This window comes from Saccharomonospora sp. NPDC046836 (assembly GCF_040645195.1).
GTDB lineage: Bacteria > Actinomycetota > Actinomycetes > Mycobacteriales > Pseudonocardiaceae > Prauserella_A.
On record NZ_JBEYXW010000014.1, the window covers coordinates 56,040 to 75,170 of the forward strand.

At 68.0% G+C, this 19,131-nt stretch carries 17 protein-coding genes; 13 read left to right on the forward strand and 4 right to left on the reverse strand.

Features of this window, described 5'->3' with window-relative positions; translation table 11 throughout:
- The first annotated feature begins 39 nt into the window (after positions 1-39).
- Genes ABZ863_RS17620 through groL form a run of 7 tightly spaced genes read left to right on the forward strand, consistent with a single transcriptional unit; the run spans position 40 to position 7,190 of the window.
- Complete coding sequence (locus ABZ863_RS17620; protein ID WP_358536526.1) at positions 40-1,095, forward strand: 2Fe-2S iron-sulfur cluster binding domain-containing protein; 1,056 nt, start codon at positions 40-42, stop codon at positions 1,093-1,095.
- Positions 1,096-1,112: 17 nt separating this feature from the next.
- Positions 1,113-2,282, forward strand: coding sequence for a toluene hydroxylase (locus ABZ863_RS17625; protein WP_358536528.1), 1,170 nt, complete (start codon positions 1,113-1,115; stop codon positions 2,280-2,282).
- The gene (gene mimD, locus ABZ863_RS17630) at positions 2,279-2,659 is read left to right on the forward strand and encodes a propane 2-monooxygenase effector subunit MimD (RefSeq protein ID WP_358536530.1); all 381 of its coding nucleotides are present in this window, start codon (positions 2,279-2,281) and stop codon (positions 2,657-2,659) included. The genes ABZ863_RS17625 and mimD overlap by 4 nt, the downstream gene beginning before the upstream one ends.
- A 21-nt stretch (positions 2,660-2,680) precedes the next feature.
- Positions 2,681-3,718, forward strand: coding sequence for an amidohydrolase family protein (locus tag ABZ863_RS17635; RefSeq protein WP_358536532.1), 1,038 nt, complete (start codon positions 2,681-2,683; stop codon positions 3,716-3,718).
- Entirely contained in the window at positions 3,715-4,455 is a 741-nt protein-coding gene (locus tag ABZ863_RS17640; RefSeq protein WP_358536534.1) for an iron-sulfur cluster assembly protein, read from the forward strand. The genes ABZ863_RS17635 and ABZ863_RS17640 overlap by 4 nt, the downstream gene beginning before the upstream one ends.
- The gene (locus ABZ863_RS17645) at positions 4,452-5,477 is read left to right on the forward strand and encodes an NAD(P)-dependent alcohol dehydrogenase (RefSeq protein WP_358536536.1); all 1,026 of its coding nucleotides are present in this window, start codon (positions 4,452-4,454) and stop codon (positions 5,475-5,477) included. The genes ABZ863_RS17640 and ABZ863_RS17645 overlap by 4 nt, the downstream gene beginning before the upstream one ends.
- 21 nt (positions 5,478-5,498) lie before the next feature.
- Positions 5,499-7,190, forward strand: a complete 1,692-nt coding sequence (gene groL, locus ABZ863_RS17650) for a chaperonin GroEL (RefSeq protein WP_358536539.1) — start codon at positions 5,499-5,501, stop codon at positions 7,188-7,190.
- 166 nt (positions 7,191-7,356) lie between these two features.
- Here groL and ABZ863_RS17655 read toward each other — a convergent pair whose 3' ends face one another.
- The 4 genes from ABZ863_RS17655 to ABZ863_RS17670 form a co-directional block, all read right to left on the reverse strand.
- Entirely contained in the window at positions 7,357-8,019 is a 663-nt protein-coding gene (locus ABZ863_RS17655) for an ABC transporter permease subunit (protein ID WP_358536541.1), read from the reverse strand.
- Positions 8,020-8,143: 124 nt separating this feature from the next.
- Positions 8,144-9,175, reverse strand: coding sequence for a methionine ABC transporter ATP-binding protein (locus tag ABZ863_RS17660; protein ID WP_358536544.1), 1,032 nt, complete (start codon positions 9,173-9,175; stop codon positions 8,144-8,146).
- Positions 9,172-10,122 carry a MetQ/NlpA family ABC transporter substrate-binding protein gene (locus ABZ863_RS17665; RefSeq protein ID WP_358536547.1) on the reverse strand — a complete coding sequence of 317 codons (951 nt, stop codon included), beginning with the start codon at positions 10,120-10,122 and terminating at the stop codon, positions 9,172-9,174. The genes ABZ863_RS17660 and ABZ863_RS17665 overlap by 4 nt, the downstream gene beginning before the upstream one ends.
- Before the next feature lie 537 nt (positions 10,123-10,659).
- Entirely contained in the window at positions 10,660-11,559 is a 900-nt protein-coding gene (locus ABZ863_RS17670) for a LysR family transcriptional regulator (protein WP_358536549.1), read from the reverse strand.
- Positions 11,560-11,630: 71 nt separating this feature from the next.
- Here ABZ863_RS17670 and ABZ863_RS17675 point away from each other — a divergent pair, with 71 nt between their 5' ends.
- From ABZ863_RS17675 to ABZ863_RS17700, 6 genes are all read left to right on the forward strand, one after another.
- A complete protein-coding gene (locus ABZ863_RS17675) occupies positions 11,631-13,415 on the forward strand; it encodes a gamma-glutamyltransferase (protein ID WP_358536551.1) in 1,785 nt (594 codons plus the stop codon).
- 134 nt (positions 13,416-13,549) lie between these two features.
- Positions 13,550-15,181, forward strand: a complete 1,632-nt coding sequence (locus ABZ863_RS17680; RefSeq protein ID WP_358536553.1) for an ABC transporter substrate-binding protein — start codon at positions 13,550-13,552, stop codon at positions 15,179-15,181.
- 3 nt (positions 15,182-15,184) lie between these two features.
- Positions 15,185-16,141, forward strand: coding sequence for an ABC transporter permease (locus ABZ863_RS17685; RefSeq protein WP_358536555.1), 957 nt, complete (start codon positions 15,185-15,187; stop codon positions 16,139-16,141).
- Positions 16,138-16,998 (forward strand): ABC transporter permease, encoded by an 861-nt coding sequence (locus ABZ863_RS17690; protein ID WP_358536557.1) that lies wholly within the window; start codon positions 16,138-16,140, stop codon positions 16,996-16,998. Before ABZ863_RS17685 ends, ABZ863_RS17690 begins: the two co-directional genes overlap by 4 nt.
- 17 nt (positions 16,999-17,015) lie before the next feature.
- On the forward strand, positions 17,016-18,602 hold the full coding sequence (locus ABZ863_RS17695) for an ABC transporter ATP-binding protein (RefSeq protein WP_358536559.1): 1,587 nt from the start codon (positions 17,016-17,018) through the stop codon (positions 18,600-18,602).
- 55 nt (positions 18,603-18,657) lie between these two features.
- Positions 18,658-19,131, forward strand: coding sequence for a Fur family transcriptional regulator (locus tag ABZ863_RS17700; RefSeq protein ID WP_358536562.1), 474 nt, complete (start codon positions 18,658-18,660; stop codon positions 19,129-19,131).

Below are 19,131 nucleotides of genomic sequence, written 5' to 3' on the forward strand. Positions count from 1 at the left end.
CGGGCCCTCCCCCGTTGTTCACCTTGTGATGGGGAAGCCATGGGAGAAAAACACCTGGTGCGCTTCGAGCCGGTGGGCATCGAGATCGAGGTCGATGAGGACCAGAACATCCTCCGCGCCGCATTCGAGCAGGGCGTCATGCTCATGCACGGATGCAAGGAGGGGCAGTGCGCCTCGTGCAAGTCCTTCATTCTCGACGGCGACGATGTGGAGTACGACCGGTACTCCACGTTCGCGTTGCCCGACTTCGAGAAGGAGGAAGGGTTCACGCTGCTGTGCCGTGCGCACGCCTACGAGGACCTGACGATCGAGCTGCTCAACTACGACGAGGAGATGATCCACTCTGGACTGCCGATCCAGGAGGCCGTCGCGGAGGTCGTAGCCAACGAGCACCTCACGCACGACCTGCGTCATCTCGTCGTGCGCCTGGTGGAGCCCACTGAGCTGAAGTTCTTCCCCGGCCAGTACATGGACTTCGCGGTACCCGGCACCGAAGAGACCCGGTCGTTCTCGATGGCCAACACGTCCAGCCGTCCCGACGGGCTGCTGGAGTTCGTCATCAAGATCTATCCGGACGGCCTGTTCTCACACTTCCTCGATACCCGGGTCGAGGTGGGTGACCGGCTCGAGATCGCAGGGCCCTATGGGGTTTTCACTCTGCGCGATGCGCCGGACGCCCGCCTGGTGTTCGTGGGCGGGGGCGCCGGGATGGCACCGATCCTGGCGCTGCTGCGCTCGATGCTGGAGCGCGGGATCGACCGGAAGGCCACCTATTACTACGGCGCGCGGCGGCGCAGGGACCTGTGCTTCGAGCAGGAACTACGCGAGCTGGAGCAGGAACTGCCGGACTTCACCTTCGTGCCGGCGCTGTCCGAGCCGGGTGACGACGACTGGGACGGTGAGACCGGCCTGATCACCGACGTTGTGCAGTGGTCCGAAAAGGACCTCACCGGCGCCGACGTCTACGTCTGCGGTCCACCACCGATGGTGGAGGCGGCGCTGGATCTGCTGCCTGCACTGGGAGCGGACGACAAGCGCATCTTCTACGACAAGTTCACCACAACTGGCGAGGCGGACGACGGGAAAGCCTTGTGAGGTAAAGGAAGAAGTCGATGACAGCCACGAGCGAACGCAGCGTTCCGAAACCTGTATTCACCGACGCCGAGGCCGGTGCGAAGGAGTTCCCGGACTCGAACGACCGGCAGTTCAACTACTACAGTCCCGCCAAACGCAAGCGGAGTCACTACGAGGATGTGACCGTCGAGGTACAACCCGACCCACGGCACTACCTGTCCCAGGGCTGGCTCTACGGCTTCGCCGACGGCAACGGTGGCTACCCGCTCGAGTGGACCGCGCTCAAGGCGTGGGGCTCCGACCGGCCGCTCCCCGAGCGTGGGCCCGGCTCCGGCGGTGCCGGTTACGAGTGGCCGGCGTTGGGGTGGCACGAGTTCCGCGACCCGAACGAGGAATGGGAGCTCACCCTCTACCGCTACAACGCCAATGTCGTCCGTCAACTGAACCAGAACGTCGAGGCGGCGCGTCAGTCGAAGGCGTTCGAGCAGTGGAACCGGAACTGGGTGACCTTCGTCGCCCAGCACGTGGGTGCCTGGATGCACGTCGACCACGGGCTGGGCCTGTACCTGTTCGCCAACGCCAACCGCAGGGCACCAACGAACATGCACAACACCGCCATCGCGGTGAACAGCATGCACATCATCCGGGCCGCACAGGACCTGGCCTTGTACAACCTGACGCTCAGTGAGGAAATCGACGGGTTCGACGGCGGGGCGCACATCGCGACGTGGAACGACGAGCAGGCCTGGCAAGGCGTTCGCGAGACGGCCGAACTGCTCACCGCCGTCGACGACTGGGGCGAAGCTGTCTTCGCCGCCAACGTCGTGTTCCAGCCACTGGTCGGTGAGCTGTTCCGCAGCCACCTCGTCCAGCAGGCAGCTCCGGCCAACGGCGACTTCGTGACGCCGACGCTGATCGGCGCCGAGGAGTACGACTACGCCGAGCGCGACCTGCGCTACACCAAGGTGATGTTCGACCTGCTGGTCAACGACAAGGAGTTCGCCAAGCACAACACGAAGCTCATGCAGGACTGGCTGAGCGCCTGGGTGCCGCGCTGTATCAAGGCCGCTCGGACGCTGCAGCCGCTGTGGTCGTTGCCCGACGCCAAACCGCACCGCTTCGAAGACGGTCTCGACCGAGTCAAGAGCCGTTTCCACGGGATCCTGTCCGAACTGCACCTGCAAACACCGAAGGAGCTGGCCCAGTGACCACCGTGAAACCTGCCAAGAGCCCGTTCAAGGTCGACCCGACCGCTTCCAACAAGTGCGGCTTCACCCTGATGAACAACCAGGTTGGTGAGGTGGTCGCCGAAGTCATGGGCCACAAGGACAACGTCACGATCACCCCGCTGCCTTCGATGATTCGTGTCGACGCCATAGGAAAGATGGAGATCGACTACTCGGAGATCGACGAGGCTGCCGGCGAGGAGGAGGGCTGGTTCAACTCCGCCGAGTTCGAGGAGAGCATGTCCACCCACTACGGCCGGATGGTGCACCTCGACGACCGCACCATTTTCTTCGCCAATCCCGAGGACGCCGCCGAGTACCTCGACTTCGACCTCAAACCGGTGCGTTCACAGAAGTAACTCGACCGAAGGGCGGGCAACATGTACGAGAAGGATGGCGAAAAGTATTTCGTCGTCGACACGCATACCCATTTCTGGGACGCGAGCCCGCAGAACTGGGTACCGGGTCAGGAGGAGTTCGCCAAGGGCTGGATCGAATGTTTCCACGCCTACCAGGGACTCGGCCCGGCTGAAACGCATTGGCCGATCGACCGGTTCCAGAAGTACTCCGAAGAGCTGATGATGCACGACCTCTTCGAAGTCGGACACGTCGACATGGCGATCTTTCAGCCGACGAACCTGCGGCAGTGGTACACGAACGGCTTCAACACCACCGAGGGCAATGCTGCAATGGCCGAACGGCACCCCGGCCAGTTCCTCGTCAACACCTACTTCGACCCGCGTGAAGGCGACGCCGGAATGCGGGCGTTCGAAGAACGGGTGAAGCGGTACAACTGCAAGGGAGTCAAGCTCTACACCGCCGAATGGCGCGGCGACTCGCGCGGGTGGAAACTCACCGACCCCGAGGCCGCTCGGTATCTGGAGCGGTGCCAGGAACTGGGTATCAAGAATATCCATGTCCACAAGGGACCAACGATCTGGCCACTGGACAAGGATGCCTTCGACGTCTCGGATGTCGACCACGTCGCGACCGACTTCCAGGAGCTCAACTTCATCGTCGAGCACGTCGGCCTGCCACGCATCGAGGACTTCTGCTTCATGGCGACGCAGGAGCGCAACGTCTACGCCGGACTCGCGGTCGTCATCGGTGGGCTGATGCACGCACGGCCGAAGTTCTTCGCGAAGGTCATGGGCGAGCTGATGTTCTGGCTCGGCGAGGACAAGCTGATCTTCGGCGCGGACTACGCGATCTGGGAACCGAAGTGGCAGATCGAGGGCTTCGTCGACTGGAACATGCCTGACGACGAGGAGCTGTCGGACTTCGCGCCGTTCACGGTGGCACAGAAGAAGAAGATCCTCGGACTGAATGCGGCCCGGCTCTACGACATCGACGTGCCACCCGAGTTACGGCTGGAGCGGCCGGCGAAGGTCGAGCCGGTGGGCGCGCCGAACCCATGACAGCCACCACGCAGGCCGGGGCCGGCCGGACCGGAGCCCTCACGGCGGCGGTCTGGTCGGCGCTCGGCACCGTCCGCGACCCGGAGCTCGACGAACCCTTGACAGAACTCGGGTTCGTCGAGCGGCTGGAGGTGAGCGCCACGGGCAGGGCCGTCGTCCGCCTGCGGCTGCCGACCTACTTCTGCGCGCCCAACTTCGCGTTCCTCATGGTCGCCGACGCCTACGACGCGGTGACTGCGGTGCCCGGTGTGACGGAGCTCGATGTGGCGCTGCAGGACCATTTCGCCGCGGAGGCGATCAACACCGGGGTCGCCGCGCGGGCCGGTTTCGTCGCGTCGTTCGAGGGCGAGGCGGTGGACGAACTGGACAGTCTGCGTGCCGACTTCGTCCGCAAGGCGGTGTACGCGGGCACCGACCGGGTCTGCCGGGCGATGCTGGCCGCCGGTACCGAGGCCACGCGGTTGCCCGCGCTCACGCTCGGCGACGCACCCGAGGGCGAGGATCGGGAGCGGCTCCGGGCGCGCAGGCGAGAACTCGGGTTACCGGCAGGCGACGGCGATCCGCTGCTCGTCGACCCCCGTACCGGCGACCCCGTCGCGTCCGAGAACCTCACGCGGTACCTGGGTTTCGCCAGGCTCACCCGGACGAGCCAGGAGGCCAACTCCGGGGTGTGCCGCGGAATGCTGCGCGCCCGATACCCGCACCCGCACAGCCAGCACGAGGAGGGGAGACCATGAAGGCGGTCCGGCTCCACGAGTACCACCGGCAACCCGTCGTGGAGGAGGTGCCGGCGCCAACGGCCACAGGGCCGTTCGACGTGGTGGTGAAGGTCGGCGGCGCCGGGGTCTGCCGTACCGACCTGCACATCATCGAAGGGCAGTGGAAAGAGAAAAGCGGGGTGCGGTTGCCTTACACGATCGGCCACGAGAACGCGGGCTGGGTGCACGAGATCGGGCCCGCGGTGACCAATGTGGACGTCGGCGACACCGTGATCCTCCACCCGACACCGACGTGCGGGCTGTGCCACGCCTGCCGGGCGGGCGACGACATGCACTGCGCGAACAGCTCGTTCCCTGGCATCGACACCGACGGCGGCATGGCCGAGTACCTGCTCACCTCGGCGCGGGCGTGCATCAAGCTCGACCCGGCCACGCAGCCCGCGGACGTCGCGGCGCTCGCCGACGCCGGCATCACCGCCTACCACGCCGTGCGCAAGGCGGTGCCGCTGCTCTATCCGGGCACGGTGTGTGTGGTCAACGGCGCTGGGGGCCTCGGGCACATCGGCATCCAGTCCCTGCGCGCGCTCACCGCGGCCACGGTCGTAGTGGTGGACCGCAACGCCGACGCGCTGACGCTGGCCGCCGAACTCGGCGCCGACCACACGGTTCTGGCCGACGGCAAGCAGGTGGACGCGGTGCTCGACCTGACAGGGGGAAACGGTGCGGAGGTCGTGCTCGACTTCGTCGCCGAGCAGGGCGCGCAGCAGGATGCCTTCGAGATGACGCGGCGGGCGGGCTCGCATTTCGTCATCGGCTACGGCGGCAACATCGACATCCCGACGATCGACATCATCTCTACCGAGCGCAACATCATTGGCAACCTCGTGGGTACCTACAACGATCTCGTCGAGCTGATGGTGCTGGCCCAGTCGGGCAAGGTCACCTTGCACACCAAGAAGTATCCGCTGGACGCGGCGCCGGACGCGCTGGCCGATCTCGACGCGGGCCGGGTACGGGGCCGCGCCATTCTCACCCCCTGAACGTGACGGAGGAGACCCACGATGGCCAAGGAACTGCGGTTCGGCTCACAGGCCCGTGAGCTGTTGCTGTCCGGTGTGGACCAGCTCGCGGATGCAGTGAAGTCGACGCTGGGTCCCAAGGGGCGCAACGTGATCATCGAGAAGATCACCGGATCGCCCGTGGTGACCAACGACGGTGTGACGATCGCGAGGGAGATCCACCTGAAGAACCAGTTCGAGAACATGGGCGCGCAGCTGGTGAAGGAAGCCGCGATCAAGACCAATGACGTCGTCGGCGACGGCACCACGACGGCGACCGTGCTCGCTCAGGCCATCATCCGGGAGGGGATGAAGGCGATCGAGGCCGGGCGCAACCCGGTGCTCATCAAGCGCGGTATCGACCAGGCCGTCGGCCACCTCGTCAGTTATCTGCAGAACGTCGCGCACCCGGTGGCGGGGGAGCAGGACTACGCCCGTGTCGCCGCGATCTCGGCGAACGACGACGACGCCGTCGGCGCGGTCGTCGCCAAGGCACTGCATGCCGTCGGCGACACGGGAGTCGTGACTGTCGACGAGTCGCCGAACATCGGCATGTCGGTGAGTTTCGTCGAGGGCTTCGAGTTCGACAACGGCTACCTCACGCCCTACCTGGTCACCGATCCCGGCAGGCTCGAGGCGGTGCTCGACGACCCGTACATCCTGATGTGCGCCGAGAAGGTCACCAAGGTCCAGCAGCTGATGCCGTTGCTGGACAAGGTCATGCGTGCACCTCGGCCACTCGTGCTGATCGCTGAGACGGTCGAGGGGGCGGCGCTGAGCATGCTGGTGCACAACCACGTCAACGGCATCTTCCAGTCCGTTGCGGTGCGGGCCCCCGGTTTCGGTGACCGCAGGTTGCACAAGCTCGAGGACCTGGCGGCAGTCGTCGGTGGCGCAGTGCTGTCGCGGCAGTCCGGGTTCACGATGGAGACCATGGCGCTGGAGCACCTGGGGCGGGCCAAGCAGGTGCGGGTCAACGAGAACTCCACGACGATCATCGGCGGGGCCGGCTCGTCCGAGGACATCGAGTTCCGCGTGAACCAGCTGCGCGCGGAGCTCGAACGCGCACAGTTCGGCATCGACGAGGACGTGCTGACCGAGCGGATCGGCGCGCTGACCGGGAAGGTCGCGGTCATCAAGGTCGGTGCCGCCACACCGGCGGAGCTCAAGGAGCTGCAGCACCGGGTCGAGGATGCGCTGTCGGCCACGAGGGCCGCGATGGCCGAGGGCATCGTCGCGGGCGGCGGCGCGGCACTGCTGCATGCCGAGCAGGTGCTGGCCGACACCGGTCACGACGACGACTACTCGGCAGGGGCGGACATCGTGCGGCGGGCGTTGTCCGAACCGGCGTCGCTCATCGCGGGCAACGCGGGCTACCCGGCGCGTGAGGTCGTCGAGCGCACCAGGAACCTCGGCCAGGACGAGGGTTTCGACGCGCTGCTCAACCGCTACGGCAACATGATCGAGATGGGGATCATCGACCCGCTGCGGGTGTGCCGTTCCGCGCTGCAGAACGGGGCGTCGGTGGCGGGGCTGCTGCTCACCACGAACTCGCTGATCGCCGAGGAACAGACGCCATGGGGCGGCAGCCGCTCCCTGATGACCGAGTTCGGACCGCTCGACGAGGGTCTGCACCAGCCCTCACCCGACGCCAGCACACCACAGTCCCTGGGAATGGGCCCGTCGGTAGGCTGACCGCCGCGCGAGTCCCCCGCCCCGGCACGCGAGTTGCCCGCTCCGGCACGCGAGTTGCCCGCTCCGGCACGCGAGTCCCCCGGTCCGGTGCGCGAGTCCCCCGCTCCGGTGCGCGAGTTGTCCGCTCCGGTCGGCGAGTCGCCCGCTCTGGCGCGAGTTGCACGGTTCAGCGGCGCAGTGCCTTGCGGGCAAGCCAGTTGCCGAGGAACTGGGCCGCCTGCACCAGCACGATGATGGTGATCACGGCGAGCCAGGTCACGCCCCAGTCGAACCGCTGGTAGCCGTAGGTGATGGCGAAGGCGCCCAGGCCGCCGCCACCGACCGCCCCGGCGACCGCGGTCATGTCGACCACGGCCACGAACACGAACGTGTAACCGAGGATCAGGGGACCGAGTGCCTCCGGAACCAGGAGCGTGACGATGATCCGCAGTGGACTCGCCCCCATGGCGCGGGCCGCCTCGATCACGCCGGGGTCGATGGTCACCAGGTTCTGCTCCACGATCCTGGAGATGCCGAAGGTCGCGGCCACGATCAGCGCGAAGGTCGCGGCGGTCGTGCCGAGCTGGGTTCCCACCGCGAGGATCGTCAGCGGCCCGATCGCCGTGATGAAGATGATGAACGGGATGGGCCTGATGATGTTGACCGCGACGTTGAGAATCGTGAAGACGAACCGGTTCGCCAGTATCCCGCCGGGGCGGGTGCTGTAGAGCAGCACTCCCAGCACCAGCCCCAGGAACCCACCGACGAGCAGAGTCGTCAGCGCCATCCACAGCGTTTGCCCAACGGAGTCGAGGAAGACCGGGCCCAGTGTGTCCCAATCGATGGTCATGCTCGCTCCTCCGCGAGTCGGCGCGTCCACGCGATCGTGCCGACAGGACGCTCCTTGCGAGCCCGGGTGACGTGGCTCGGATGGGCGCACCGGCGCCTCGGTAACGCGCGAAGAAGGCGGAGTGTCATCCCGAGATCTCCTCGATCTCCGTGGTGGCGCGGAGTTCGGCGATGAGCGCGTCGACGTCGGCGTCCTCGCCGGTCAGTTCCAGCGTCAGCCCGCCGAAGGAACGTCCGGATACCGCAGTGATTCCGCCGTAGACGATCTCGAACCGCACCCGGTGCCGGTTGAGCGCGTCGGAGAGCGCGGCGCCGAGCCCGCCGGTGTCGGTCACCCGGGCCGTCACCAGCCGGCCGGGATGCCGCGCGCGGACGCGGTCGAGGTCGGTTCGGTCCGGCGCGTCGCGTACGACGGTGTTGACGAACCGTTGCGCCGTCTCGGTTTTCGGTGCGGAGAACACGTCGAACACGGTGCCCTGCTCGACGATCCGGCCCTGGTCGAGGACGACGACGCGGTCGGCGATCTCGCGCACGACCTCCATTTCGTGGGTGATGACCACGATCGTCACACCGAGTTCGGTGTTGACTCGCTTGAGCAGCCGCAGCACCTCACGGGTGGTGTCGGGATCGAGCGCACTGGTCGACTCGTCCGCCAGCAGGATCTTCGGATTGGTCGCCAGCGCCCGCGCGATGCCGACCCGTTGCTTCTGCCCGCCGGAGAGCTGGTCGGGAAAGTTCCATGCCTTGTCACTGATCCCGACGAACCGGAGCAGCTCCGCGACCCGTTTCTTGCGTCGTTCGCGATCCCAGCCGGCGATCTTGAGCGGATACGCCACGTTGCCCAACACCGTGCGGGAGCGCAACAGGTTGAACTGCTGGAAGATCATGCCGATTCCGGCTCTGACCTCGCGCAGTTGGCGTTCCCGCAGGGTGGACAGGTCCACGCCGTCGATCAGAACCTGTCCCGAGTTCACCCGTTCCAGCGCGTTGATGAGCCGGACGAGCGTGCTCTTGCCGGCGCCGGAGTAGCCGATGATGCCGAAGATCTCGCCGGCTTCGATCGTCAAGTCGACATCGTCGACGGCGGTGACGGTGCGACCGCCGGTGCTGAAGGTCCTGCTGACGTTGCGGAACTCGATCAGTGGTGTGGCGGTCATTGTTGTGCGGTCCGGACCGTTTCCTCCAGCCGCGCGAGGATGTCCTCCAGCTCGCTCTGCGGCCGGTCGACGAGCACCGCGGTGTTCTTGGACTGTGCTTCGACCTGGCTCCTGACGCGGGGATCGCGGTACAGCTGCGCGAGCCTGAGGTAGGTCGGGTTGTCCTTGTCCTCGGCGCGGCTGACGAACGCGTTGATGTAGGGCTCGGCCTCTGCGCTTGCTGGGTCGTCGTTGAACAGGGCCTGGGAGGGGTCGAGCTCGGCGTCGAGTGCGAAGTTGTTGTTGACGATCGCGGCGTCTACGGAGGGGAGCGCGGCGACGGTCTGGGAGGCGTCGACCGGTGTCACCTCCACTGTGGACGCTTCCTCGTCGATCTCGGCCGGAGTGGACAGTACGGTTCCACCACCGCGCAACGTGATCAGCCCGGCGGACTGCAGCACCAGCAGCGCACGGGCCTGGTTCGTCGGGTCGTTGGGGATGGCGACGGTGCCGCCCGCCGGGATGTCGGCCACCGCGGAATGCTTGCGGGAGTACAGACTCAGCGGCACCACATAGGTCGATGCGATCGGGGTGAGCGTGTCGTTGTTGGACACGTTGTAGTTGGCCAGGAAGAGAATGTGCTGGAACTGGTTCAGGTCGAGCTGACGTTGCGACAGCGCCGGGTTGGCCTGGGTGTAGTCGTTGAAGCTGACCAGCTCGACGTTGATGCCGTCCTCCCCGGCCAGTTCGGTGAACGTCTTCCAGTGGTCGGCACCGGCGTCGGTCACGCCGATGCGCACCGTCGTCTGGCCGGCCGTGGTCGACGAGCCGGTGACGTTGACGATGACGAGCACCACAGCGACGACGACCGCCACAGCCGCGACGCCGATGCCGATGAAGAACCCCTTGCTCCGGCCCGGCTTCTCGGGAAGCGCGGGTTCGGCGTCAGGGTTGTTGTCGGTGGACATGGAACCTCTCAGTGCTGGGGAGATCTGCGAACCGCGACGGGGTAGCGCGGCCGGCGCCATCATGCGCGTGGTGATCTCGCGGCGTCTCGCCGTTCCACAGGCCGGGCGGTGAGGCGGAAATTTGCCGCGCCGCCGGAGCTTGTGCTAATGATCCGTTCCGCTCCCGCCGGCCCGCGAGTCCCCCGTTCCGGTGCGCGAGTCCCGCGCTGGGGTCGGGGAGTTGCCCGTTCCGGTCCGCGAGTTCCCCGTTTTGGACTTAGTTGCCGTCCGGACTTTGACTGGTTCTTACGAGCGGGCAGCTCGCTTGCCTGGGCGGGGGACTCGCGCGCCTGGGCGGGGGGACTCGCGCGCCCGACGAGGCGACTCGCGTGCTTGGGTGGGCGACTCGCGTGCTGGAAGGGGCGACTCGCGTGCTTGGGTGGGCAACTCGCGCGCCTGGGTGGGGGACTCGCGCGCCTGGGTGGGGGACTCGCGTGCTGGAACGGGGGACTCGCGCTTGGTTGGCACCGCGCCGCTCGGGCGTATCGGTACCCGCGGCTAGAAGGTGGCGGCTGGGGGTTCGGGGCGCGCTAGGGTTGTCTCGACGAATGCCTTGGTGGCCGGGGTGATAGGTCCGGACCGGTGCACCAGCCATTGTGGTAGCCGTTCGGGTGGTGTGAACCGGTACACTTCCGCGCCCGCGCGCCGGGCCAGCTCACCCCAGCCGTCCGGCATGAGGCCGGCACCGATCCCGCGCAGCACCATCGGCAGCACCACACTGCGGTCACCGACCTCCGCGGCCACCGACAGCTCGCCGACGCCAGCCGCGAGCCGGTCGAAGAGGGCGCGTACCGCGGTCGCGGGTTTGGTGACCACGAACCGCATACCCCGCAGCTCCTCGCGGGCGACGTCGCCGCCGGAGCCGAGTTTCGTGCCAGGCGGGGCGACGAGCAGGAACTCCTCGTCCCGCAGGTGATGCGCGATCAGGCCCTGCCCTGCAGGCCGTTCGGCACTCCCGCACACGCCGACCTCGCAGCGCCCCTGCACGACCATCGCGACCACCTCCGCCGCCGACAGCGCCGAGGAGGTACTGACCAGAACGCCGGGATGGCGCTCGCGCAGCTCCGCGATGATGCTGACCACCGGTTCCAGAGCCGACGACGAGGTGGCCGCCACGTCCACCCGCCCTGCCGCGCCACGTCCGACGGCGCCCGCCGCGGCCCGCAGTGCGTCGAGGTCACGCAGGACGAGCCGCGCTCGCTGGACCAGGAGCTCTCCGGCGTTGCTAAGCACAGCGGTGCGGCCGACCCGGTGGAAGAGCGTCACTCCCAACTCGTGTTCGAGCTTGCCGATCGCGCGGGACAGCGACGGCTGGGCCACCCGCAGCGCACGCGCGGCATGGGTGAAGCCGCCGTGTTCCACGATGGCGACGAAATACTCGAGCTGCCGACGTTCCATAGCCATAAGCTATCTAATTGGTGTCACAGATGTCTTGGACGTGCTGACCAGCTGACGGCGATACTCGTGGGATGTTCACGACCCGCCCCACGCTTCAGGGCACCTTCGGCATGGTGTCGTCCACCCACTGGCTCGCCTCGGCCACCGCGATGGCCGTGCTGGAGGACGATGGGAACGCCTTCGACGCGGCCGTCGCGGCCGCCTTCGTGCTGCACGTGGTGGAGCCCCACCTCAACGGCCCCGGCGGCGAGGTGCCGATGATCCTTGCGCCGGCGGGCGGTGCGCCGAAAGTCCTGTGCGGGCAGGGGCCCGCGCCCGCGGGCGCGACCATCGAGCACTACACCTCGCTCGGGCTGGATCTCGTACCGGGCACCGGCCCGCTGGCCGCGGCCGTCCCCGGCGCCTTTGACGCGTGGCTGCTCCTGCTACGCGACCACGGCACCAAAACGCTGCGCGAGGTGCTGACCTATGCCATCGGCTACGCGGAACGCGGGCATCCCGCCGTCGAGCGCATCGGCGCCACCGTCACGACGGTGCGCGAGCTGTTCGAGAGCGAGTGGACCACCTCGGCGGAGATCTACCTGCGCGACGGTGAGCCGCCCGCACCTGGCTCGCTGCTGAAGAACCCTGCGCTCGCTGAAACCTGGCGGCGCGTCATCGCCGAGGGCGAGGCCGCCGGCGCCGCAAGGGAAACACAGATCGAGGGCGCGCGACGGGTGTGGCGGGAGGGCTTCATCGCCGAGGCGATCGTCAAGATGGCCGCGACATCCACAATGGACACCTCAGGCGAGCGGCACGCCGGCACCCTCAGCGGCGACGACCTCGCCGCCTTCTCCGCCCACTACGAGGATCCGGTGACCCACACCTGGAACGGCTGGACCGTGGCCAAGGCCGGGTTGTGGAGCCAGGGGCCTGCCTTCCTGCAGCAACTCGCGCTGCTGCCGGCCGAGCTGGACTACGGCACCGTGGACTACTACCACACCCTCATCGAGGGAACGAAACTCGCGATGGCCGACCGGGAGGCGTGGTACGGCGACGGCACCGACGTGTCGCCGGCGGCCCTGCTGTCGGCGGAGTACACCGCCACGCGCCGCGCGCTCGTCGGCGACCAGGCGTCGTTCGAGCTGCGCCCCGGGCGGCCCGGTGGCAGGGAACCGAAGCTCAGCAGGCATGTTCGGTTCGTGGCTGATGGTGGCACCCTGCACGTTCCCGTCGGCGCGGGCGAGCCGACGGTCGCGCGTGACGGCGGAACCCGCGGCGACACCTGTCACGTCGACGTCGTCGACCGCTGGGGCAACATGATCGCGGCCACGCCCAGCGGTGGCTGGCTGCAGTCCAACCCCGTCATCCCGGAACTCGGTTTCCCGCTGGGGACTCGTCTGCAGATGGCGTGGCTCGATCAGGGCCTGCCCAACTCGCTGGCCCCCGGCCGCCGCCCGCGGACCACGTTGAGCCCGTCACTGGCACTGCGCGAGGGCGAGCCGGTCATGGCGTTCGGCACCCCCGGTGGTGACCAGCAGGACCAGTGGAGCGTGCATTTCCTGCTGGCCGTCGCATTGTGCGAAAACGTTCGTGGTGGACCCGACCTGCAGGGTGCGATCGATGCGCCGAACTGGCACACCGAGAGCTTCCCGAGCTCGTTCTACCCGCGCGCGATGGTGCCAGGCGGGGTCACCGTGGAATCGCGAATCGGTGAGCTGGTCATTGCCGGGCTCGAGAAACGCGGGCACCGCGTCACGGTGGGTGAACCGTGGTCGGAAGGCCGGCTGTGCGCGGTGGCGCGGGACCCGGAAACCGGTGTGCTGTCAGCAGGAGCCAACCCCCGGGGCATGCAGGGATACGCCACGGGAAGATAACCGGAAATTTTCGCGAAATAGCGACCCGGAACTACCGGGCCGCTATTTCGTGTACCCATTGGCCGAATGGAGATCGTAACTCGGATTAACACGGTCGAAATGGGATTCGCAATGCGCGGAAGTAGGTTGTCCGCATGTCTGTCCGGTCTTTGCGAATAGCGCTGTCGATACCGGCGGTGGGCGTGCTGAGCGCGTGTGTTGCCGTGCAACATCCCGCGAGCAAGGTGGAGCACCACGACGACTTCGGCACCCCGGTAGGCACGCAGCGGGTTGCCGAGGGTGGAGAGTTGGTGATGGGCCTGTCGTCCGAACCGGACCGACTGGACCCCACCACGTCCTCGTCGCTGTACACGCGCTACGTGATGAGCACGATGTGCGAGAAGCTCTACGATCTCGACGCGAGTGGTGAGGTCGTGCCCCAGCTGGCTACCGACCTGCCCACGATCTCCCCGGACGGGCTGACGGTGACGATCCCCGTCCGCACCGGGATCGTCTTCGCCGACGGCACGCCGTTCGACGCCACTGCGGTCCGGACCAGCCTGCAGCGGCACGCCACGCTCGCCGAATCCCAGCGCGCCAGCGAGATGGGCCCGGTCGAGACCATCACCGCCAGCGACGCCGGGCACGTCGTGATCCGGTACGAGCAGCCGTTCGCGCCCATCACCGCGGCGCTGGCCGACCGGGCCGGGATGATCATGTCGCCGGCCGCGCTGGCACGGTACGGCGACGACTTCGGTGACAACCCGGTCTGCGTGGGCCCGTTCAGGTTCGCCGAGCGGGTGCCGCAGACCTCGATCACCGTCACCCGCGACCCGCTCTACTACGACGCCGGCAATGTCCACCTCGACAGGATCACCTACCGGATCATGTCGGACGCCAACATCCGTGCGGCCAACCTCCGCTCCGGTGACATCCAGGTCGCCGACACGATCTCGCCGCAGGACGTGGACGCGCTGGCCAGGGAAGAGGACCTGCGGGTGCTGCAGTCGCCGTCGCTGGGCTACAAGGCCGTCACGATCAACACCGGCAACGTCGACGGCGTCGGCGAGCCGGTCAAGCCGATCGACACGCCGATCGCCCAGGATGCGCGGATCCGGACGGCGTTCTCGCACGCCATCGACCGGCAGACACTCGTGGACACGGTGTTCAACAACTGGTTCGAGCCCGCATGCTCACCCATCGCGCCGCAGACGCCGTACGCCTCGGAGGCCGGCAACGACTGCCCCGAGTTCGATCCGCAGGCCGCGCGCCGGCTGCTCGCCGAGGCCGGGGCGCAGGTTCCCTACCCGGTACGGATGCAGGTGTCCAACACGCAGGACGAGCTGCGGTTCGCGCAGGCACTGCAGGCCAGCGTGGCCGAGGGCGGGTTCGCGCTGGAGATCGTGCCGGTCGAGTACTCGACGTTGCTGGACGTCCAGAAGCGCGGCACGTTCGAGGCTGTGATGCTCGGCTGGTCGGGCCGGATCGACCCGGACGGCAACACCTCGCGCTTCCTCGCCACCGGAGCCAGCGCCAACTACGGCGGATTCGCATCGTCCACTGTAGACGATCTGCTGGCAAAGGCGTCGCGCACCACCGACACGGCCGAGCGGACCGCGCTCTACGGCGAGATGACACGGATGCTCCACGAGGAGAACCCGATCGTCTACACGCACCGCATCCGCAACATAACGGTCCACACCACTGCTGTCACCGGGGTCGAGGTCTACTCCGACGGCGTCGTCCGGCTCGGCAAGGCCGCGTTCGTGGCCGACAGGGAGGACTGAACCGTGCTGCGCTACCTGTTCCATCGCCTCTGGCAGTCCGCCGTCACCCTTGTGCTCGCGTCGATCGTCGTGTTCGTCGGCGTTCGCGCGCTGCCCGGTGACCCGGCGACGGCGATGGCCGGTGAGGAGGCGGACCCGGAGACCATCGCCGCGGTCCGTGCCGAGCTCGGCCTGGACGAGCCGCTGCCCGTGCAGTACCTCACCTTCGTCCGGAACGTACTCGCCGGCGACCTCGGTGAGTCGGTACGCACCGGGACCCCGGTCAGCGAGATGATCGGCGCGACCCTGCCGGTCACCGTGCAGCTGGCGGTGTACGCGATGCTCATCGCGGTGCTTGCCGGCATGGCTCTCGGTGTTGTCGCCGCGGTGTTCCGGGGCCGATGGCCGGAGTGGGCGGCCAACGGCTTCTCGCTGTTCGCCCTGTCCGTGCCCACCTTCTGGCTCGGCATCCTCGCTGTTCTCTATCTTTCCGTGCAGCTGGGCGCTTTTCCCGCCTCCGGCTACGTCTCGCCGTTCGAGCATCCGCTGCGCGGGCTCTACTACCTCACGCTGCCCGCGCTGATCCTCGGACTGAGCCACGCGGCCGTCGTGCAACGGCAGACCCGCGCGTCGATGGTCGAGACACTGACCGCCGACTTCGTCCGCACCGCGCGGGCGAAGGGCCTCGGCCGCGGCGCGGTGATCTTCCGCTACGGCGTGCGCAACAGTCTCATCGTCGTGACCACGATCGTCGGGTTGCAGCTGGGCGGCCTGATCGCGGGGGCAGTGGTCACCGAGCGCATCTTCAGCCTGCCAGGTATCGGCAAGCTGACCCTGGACTCGGTGTTCACCCGCGACTATCCGGTGATCCAGGCAGTGGTGCTGGTGATCACCGGCGCCTACATCCTGATCAACCTGCTGGTCGACGTCCTCTACACCGTCATCGATCCACGCATGCGAGTCTCCGGGAGGGCCCGATGACGACCACCACCACGCCGCCGGCCCGGATCCGGGGCCGTGCGCTGCGCAAGCTCTGGCACAACCCGATGGGTGTGGCCGGCGGTGTCCTGCTCCTGATCGTGCTCGTCGCCGGGGTGTTCGCCCCACTGCTGGCGCCGTACTCGCCGGCTGCCGTGCACTTCTCCACCCCGTTCCAGCAGCCCGGCACCGTCGGCTTCGCGCTCGGCACCGACGATCTCGGCCGCGACATCCTCTCCCGCGTGCTGTACGGCACCCGGGCCTCGCTGGAGGTCGGCGCGCTGGCGGTGCTGGTCTCGATCGTCCTCGGCGTCCCACTCGGGCTGCTCGCGGGTTACTGGCGGTGGCTTGACGCGCTGGTCTCGCGGCTGGCGGACCTGTTGCTGGCGTTCCCGTTCCTGATCATCGCGGTCGGCCTTGCCGCCATCAACGGAGGCGGGCTGGCCAACGCGGCGATCGCGCTGGGCATTGCGCAGATTCCCACCATGATCCGGGTGGTACGCGCGGAGACGTTGCGGCTCAAGGAAAGCGACTTCGTGCTCGCGGCGCACACCATGCACGCCGGGCCGTGGCGGATCCTCGGCCAGCACATCCTGCCCAACGCTTTGTCGGCCATCATCGTGCAGGCGACCGTCATCATGCCGGCCGCCGTGCTCGGCGAGGCCATCCTGTCCTTCCTCGGCCTTGGTATCCAGCCGCCCGAGCCCAGCCTCGGGATCATGCTGTCCGACGCGCAGCAGTACCTGTTCCGCACCCCGTGGCCCGGCATTTTCCCCGGTATCGCACTGGCCGTGATCTGCCTGGGATTCAACTTGTTCGGCGACGCCCTGCGCGACGCGCTCGATCCGAAGACCGACTGAGGAGTGGGGAACACGCGATGACCGAACCGCTGCTGGACGTCAGCGAGTTGGAAGTGTCGTTCCGGGGAACCCCCGCCGTGCGTGGCGCGAGCCTGCGGTTGCTGCCGGGGGAGCGGGTCGCCGTGGTCGGCCAGTCCGGTTCCGGCAAGTCGACCACCGCGCACGCGGTCATGGGGTTGTTGCCAGGGGCAGGGCAGGTCACCGGTGGGGTGATCCGCTGGCGCGGCGAGGACATCACGCACGCAGGGGAGAGCCGCCTGCGACAGCTACGCGGCCGCGAGATCGGGCTGGTACCGCAGGACCCGATGTCCAATTTGAACCCGGTGGCCCGGGTGGGCACCCAGGTGGCAGAAACCCTGGTGGCGCACGGCATGTGCACTCGCCGCCAGGCCTGGCGGCAGGCGGTCGAACTGCTCGGGCAGGCCGGGATCAGCGATCCGGCGCGCCGTGCGCGCCAGTACCCGCACGAGTTCTCCGGCGGCATGCGCCAGCGGGTGCTCATCGCCATCGGCCTTGCCTGCCGTCCGGACCTGCTGATCGCCGATGAGCCGACCTCGGCGCTCGACGTGACCGTGCAACGGCGGATCCTCGATCACCTCGAGCGGCTGACCGATGAGCTCGGTACCGCGCTGCTGCTGGTCACCCACGACCTCGGCCTCGCGGCCGACCGAGCCGACCGGGTGGTGGTGATGTCGGAGGGCGAGGTCGTGGAGACCGGTCCGGCGCGGGAGGTACTCACCATGCCGCGGGAGGACTACACCAAGCGGCTTGTTGCCGCGGCGCCGTCGCTCGCCGGCCCGACCCGTGCCTCGACCGGCGCGGCCGAGCCGGTGCTCGAGGTGACAGGGGTGTCGAAGGAGTACCGCATCCGTGGCCGGGGTGGGGTGTTGCGCGCGGTGGACGACGTCTCGTTCACCGTCGGGCGCGGGCGGACCACGGCGATCGTCGGCGAGTCCGGCTCGGGCAAGACCACCACCGCGCGCATGGTGCTCGGGCTGGTGCCTGCCACCTCGGGCACGATCCGGCTGGAAGGCCAGGAGCTGGTGGGCCTGCGAGGTGCACGGCTGCGCGCCGCACGCAGGGCGATGCAGCCGGTGTTCCAGGACCCCTACGCGTCGCTCAATCCCGTGTGGACGGTCGAGCGGATCATTGCTGAGCCCTTGAGTACGTTCGCCGTCGGCGACCGGATGTCCCGGCGGACCAGGGTGGTGGAGCTGCTGGAGCAGGTGGCGCTGCCTGGTGCGCTGGCACACCGGTACCCGAACGAGCTCTCCGGCGGCCAGCGGCAGCGGGTCGCCATCGCCAGGGCGCTCGCGCTCGGCCCGCAACTCGTGGTGTGCGACGAGGCGGTGTCGGCACTGGATGTCCTGGTGCAGGACCAGATCCTCGAACTGCTGTCGTCCTTGCAGGCCGAGCTGGGGCTGAGCTACCTCTTCATCTCACACGACCTCGCCGTGGTCCGCGCACTCGCACACGAGGTCCTGGTGATGCGCGCCGGTCGGGTCGTGGAGCACGGCCCTGTCGAGCAGGTGCTGTCCGCGCCTGCCGACCCGTACACCCGCCAGCTCCTCGATGCCGTACCCGGCGCGACGGTGTTCAGCTGAACAACTCCCCGCCCGGTCTTGGTTTGACCGATTCCAGATCGGGTAGCTCCTGGGGGTGACAGTTCCGGACGGGCAGGCGGCCGCCGAGGCGGCGGTCGTGCTGCGGTCAGCCGGATTGCGGGTCACCGGCCCTCGCCGGTCGGTGCTCGTCTGGCTGGCGCGGCATCCGCATTCGACTGCAGAGGCGGTGCGCACCGGCGTGTGCGCCGAGCTGGGCTCGGTGTCGCATCAGGCCGTGTACGACGTGCTGGCGGCGTGTGTGGCTGCCGGGCTGGTGCGCTCGATCCAGCCCGCCGGGCACCCGGCGCGGTTCGAGCGCCGGGTCGCCGACAACCACCACCACCTGGTGTGTCGTGGGTGCGGGCGGACGGAGGACGTGGACTGCCTCGCCGGCTCGGCGCCGTGCCTCGCGCCGGGCGAGGACCACCGGTTCGCGGTCGACGAAGCCGAGATCATCTTCTGGGGCCGGTGTCCTGCCTGCTCCGCCGCCTTCCCGGCTCCCCGTACCGGAACGGAAAGGGAGAGCTAA

Excerpts from the sequence above, each read along its gene's own strand:
- ABZ863_RS17620 (WP_358536526.1), top strand. The coding sequence starts at position 40 with ATGGGAGAAAAACACCTGGTGCGCTTCGAGCCGGTGGGCATCGAGATC.
- ABZ863_RS17625 (WP_358536528.1), top strand. The coding sequence starts at position 1,113 with ATGACAGCCACGAGCGAACGCAGCGTTCCGAAACCTGTATTCACCGAC.
- ABZ863_RS17635 (WP_358536532.1), top strand. The coding sequence starts at position 2,681 with ATGTACGAGAAGGATGGCGAAAAGTATTTCGTCGTCGACACGCATACC.
- ABZ863_RS17640 (WP_358536534.1), top strand. The coding sequence starts at position 3,715 with ATGACAGCCACCACGCAGGCCGGGGCCGGCCGGACCGGAGCCCTCACG.
- ABZ863_RS17645 (WP_358536536.1), top strand. The coding sequence starts at position 4,452 with ATGAAGGCGGTCCGGCTCCACGAGTACCACCGGCAACCCGTCGTGGAG.
- groL (WP_358536539.1), top strand. The coding sequence starts at position 5,499 with ATGGCCAAGGAACTGCGGTTCGGCTCACAGGCCCGTGAGCTGTTGCTG.
- ABZ863_RS17655 (WP_358536541.1), bottom strand. The coding sequence starts at position 8,019 with ATGACCATCGATTGGGACACACTGGGCCCGGTCTTCCTCGACTCCGTT.
- ABZ863_RS17660 (WP_358536544.1), bottom strand. The coding sequence starts at position 9,175 with ATGACCGCCACACCACTGATCGAGTTCCGCAACGTCAGCAGGACCTTC.
- ABZ863_RS17665 (WP_358536547.1), bottom strand. The coding sequence starts at position 10,122 with ATGTCCACCGACAACAACCCTGACGCCGAACCCGCGCTTCCCGAGAAG.
- ABZ863_RS17670 (WP_358536549.1), bottom strand. The coding sequence starts at position 11,559 with ATGGAACGTCGGCAGCTCGAGTATTTCGTCGCCATCGTGGAACACGGC.
- ABZ863_RS17675 (WP_358536551.1), top strand. The coding sequence starts at position 11,631 with ATGTTCACGACCCGCCCCACGCTTCAGGGCACCTTCGGCATGGTGTCG.
- ABZ863_RS17680 (WP_358536553.1), top strand. The coding sequence starts at position 13,550 with ATGTCTGTCCGGTCTTTGCGAATAGCGCTGTCGATACCGGCGGTGGGC.
- ABZ863_RS17690 (WP_358536557.1), top strand. The coding sequence starts at position 16,138 with ATGACGACCACCACCACGCCGCCGGCCCGGATCCGGGGCCGTGCGCTG.
- ABZ863_RS17695 (WP_358536559.1), top strand. The coding sequence starts at position 17,016 with ATGACCGAACCGCTGCTGGACGTCAGCGAGTTGGAAGTGTCGTTCCGG.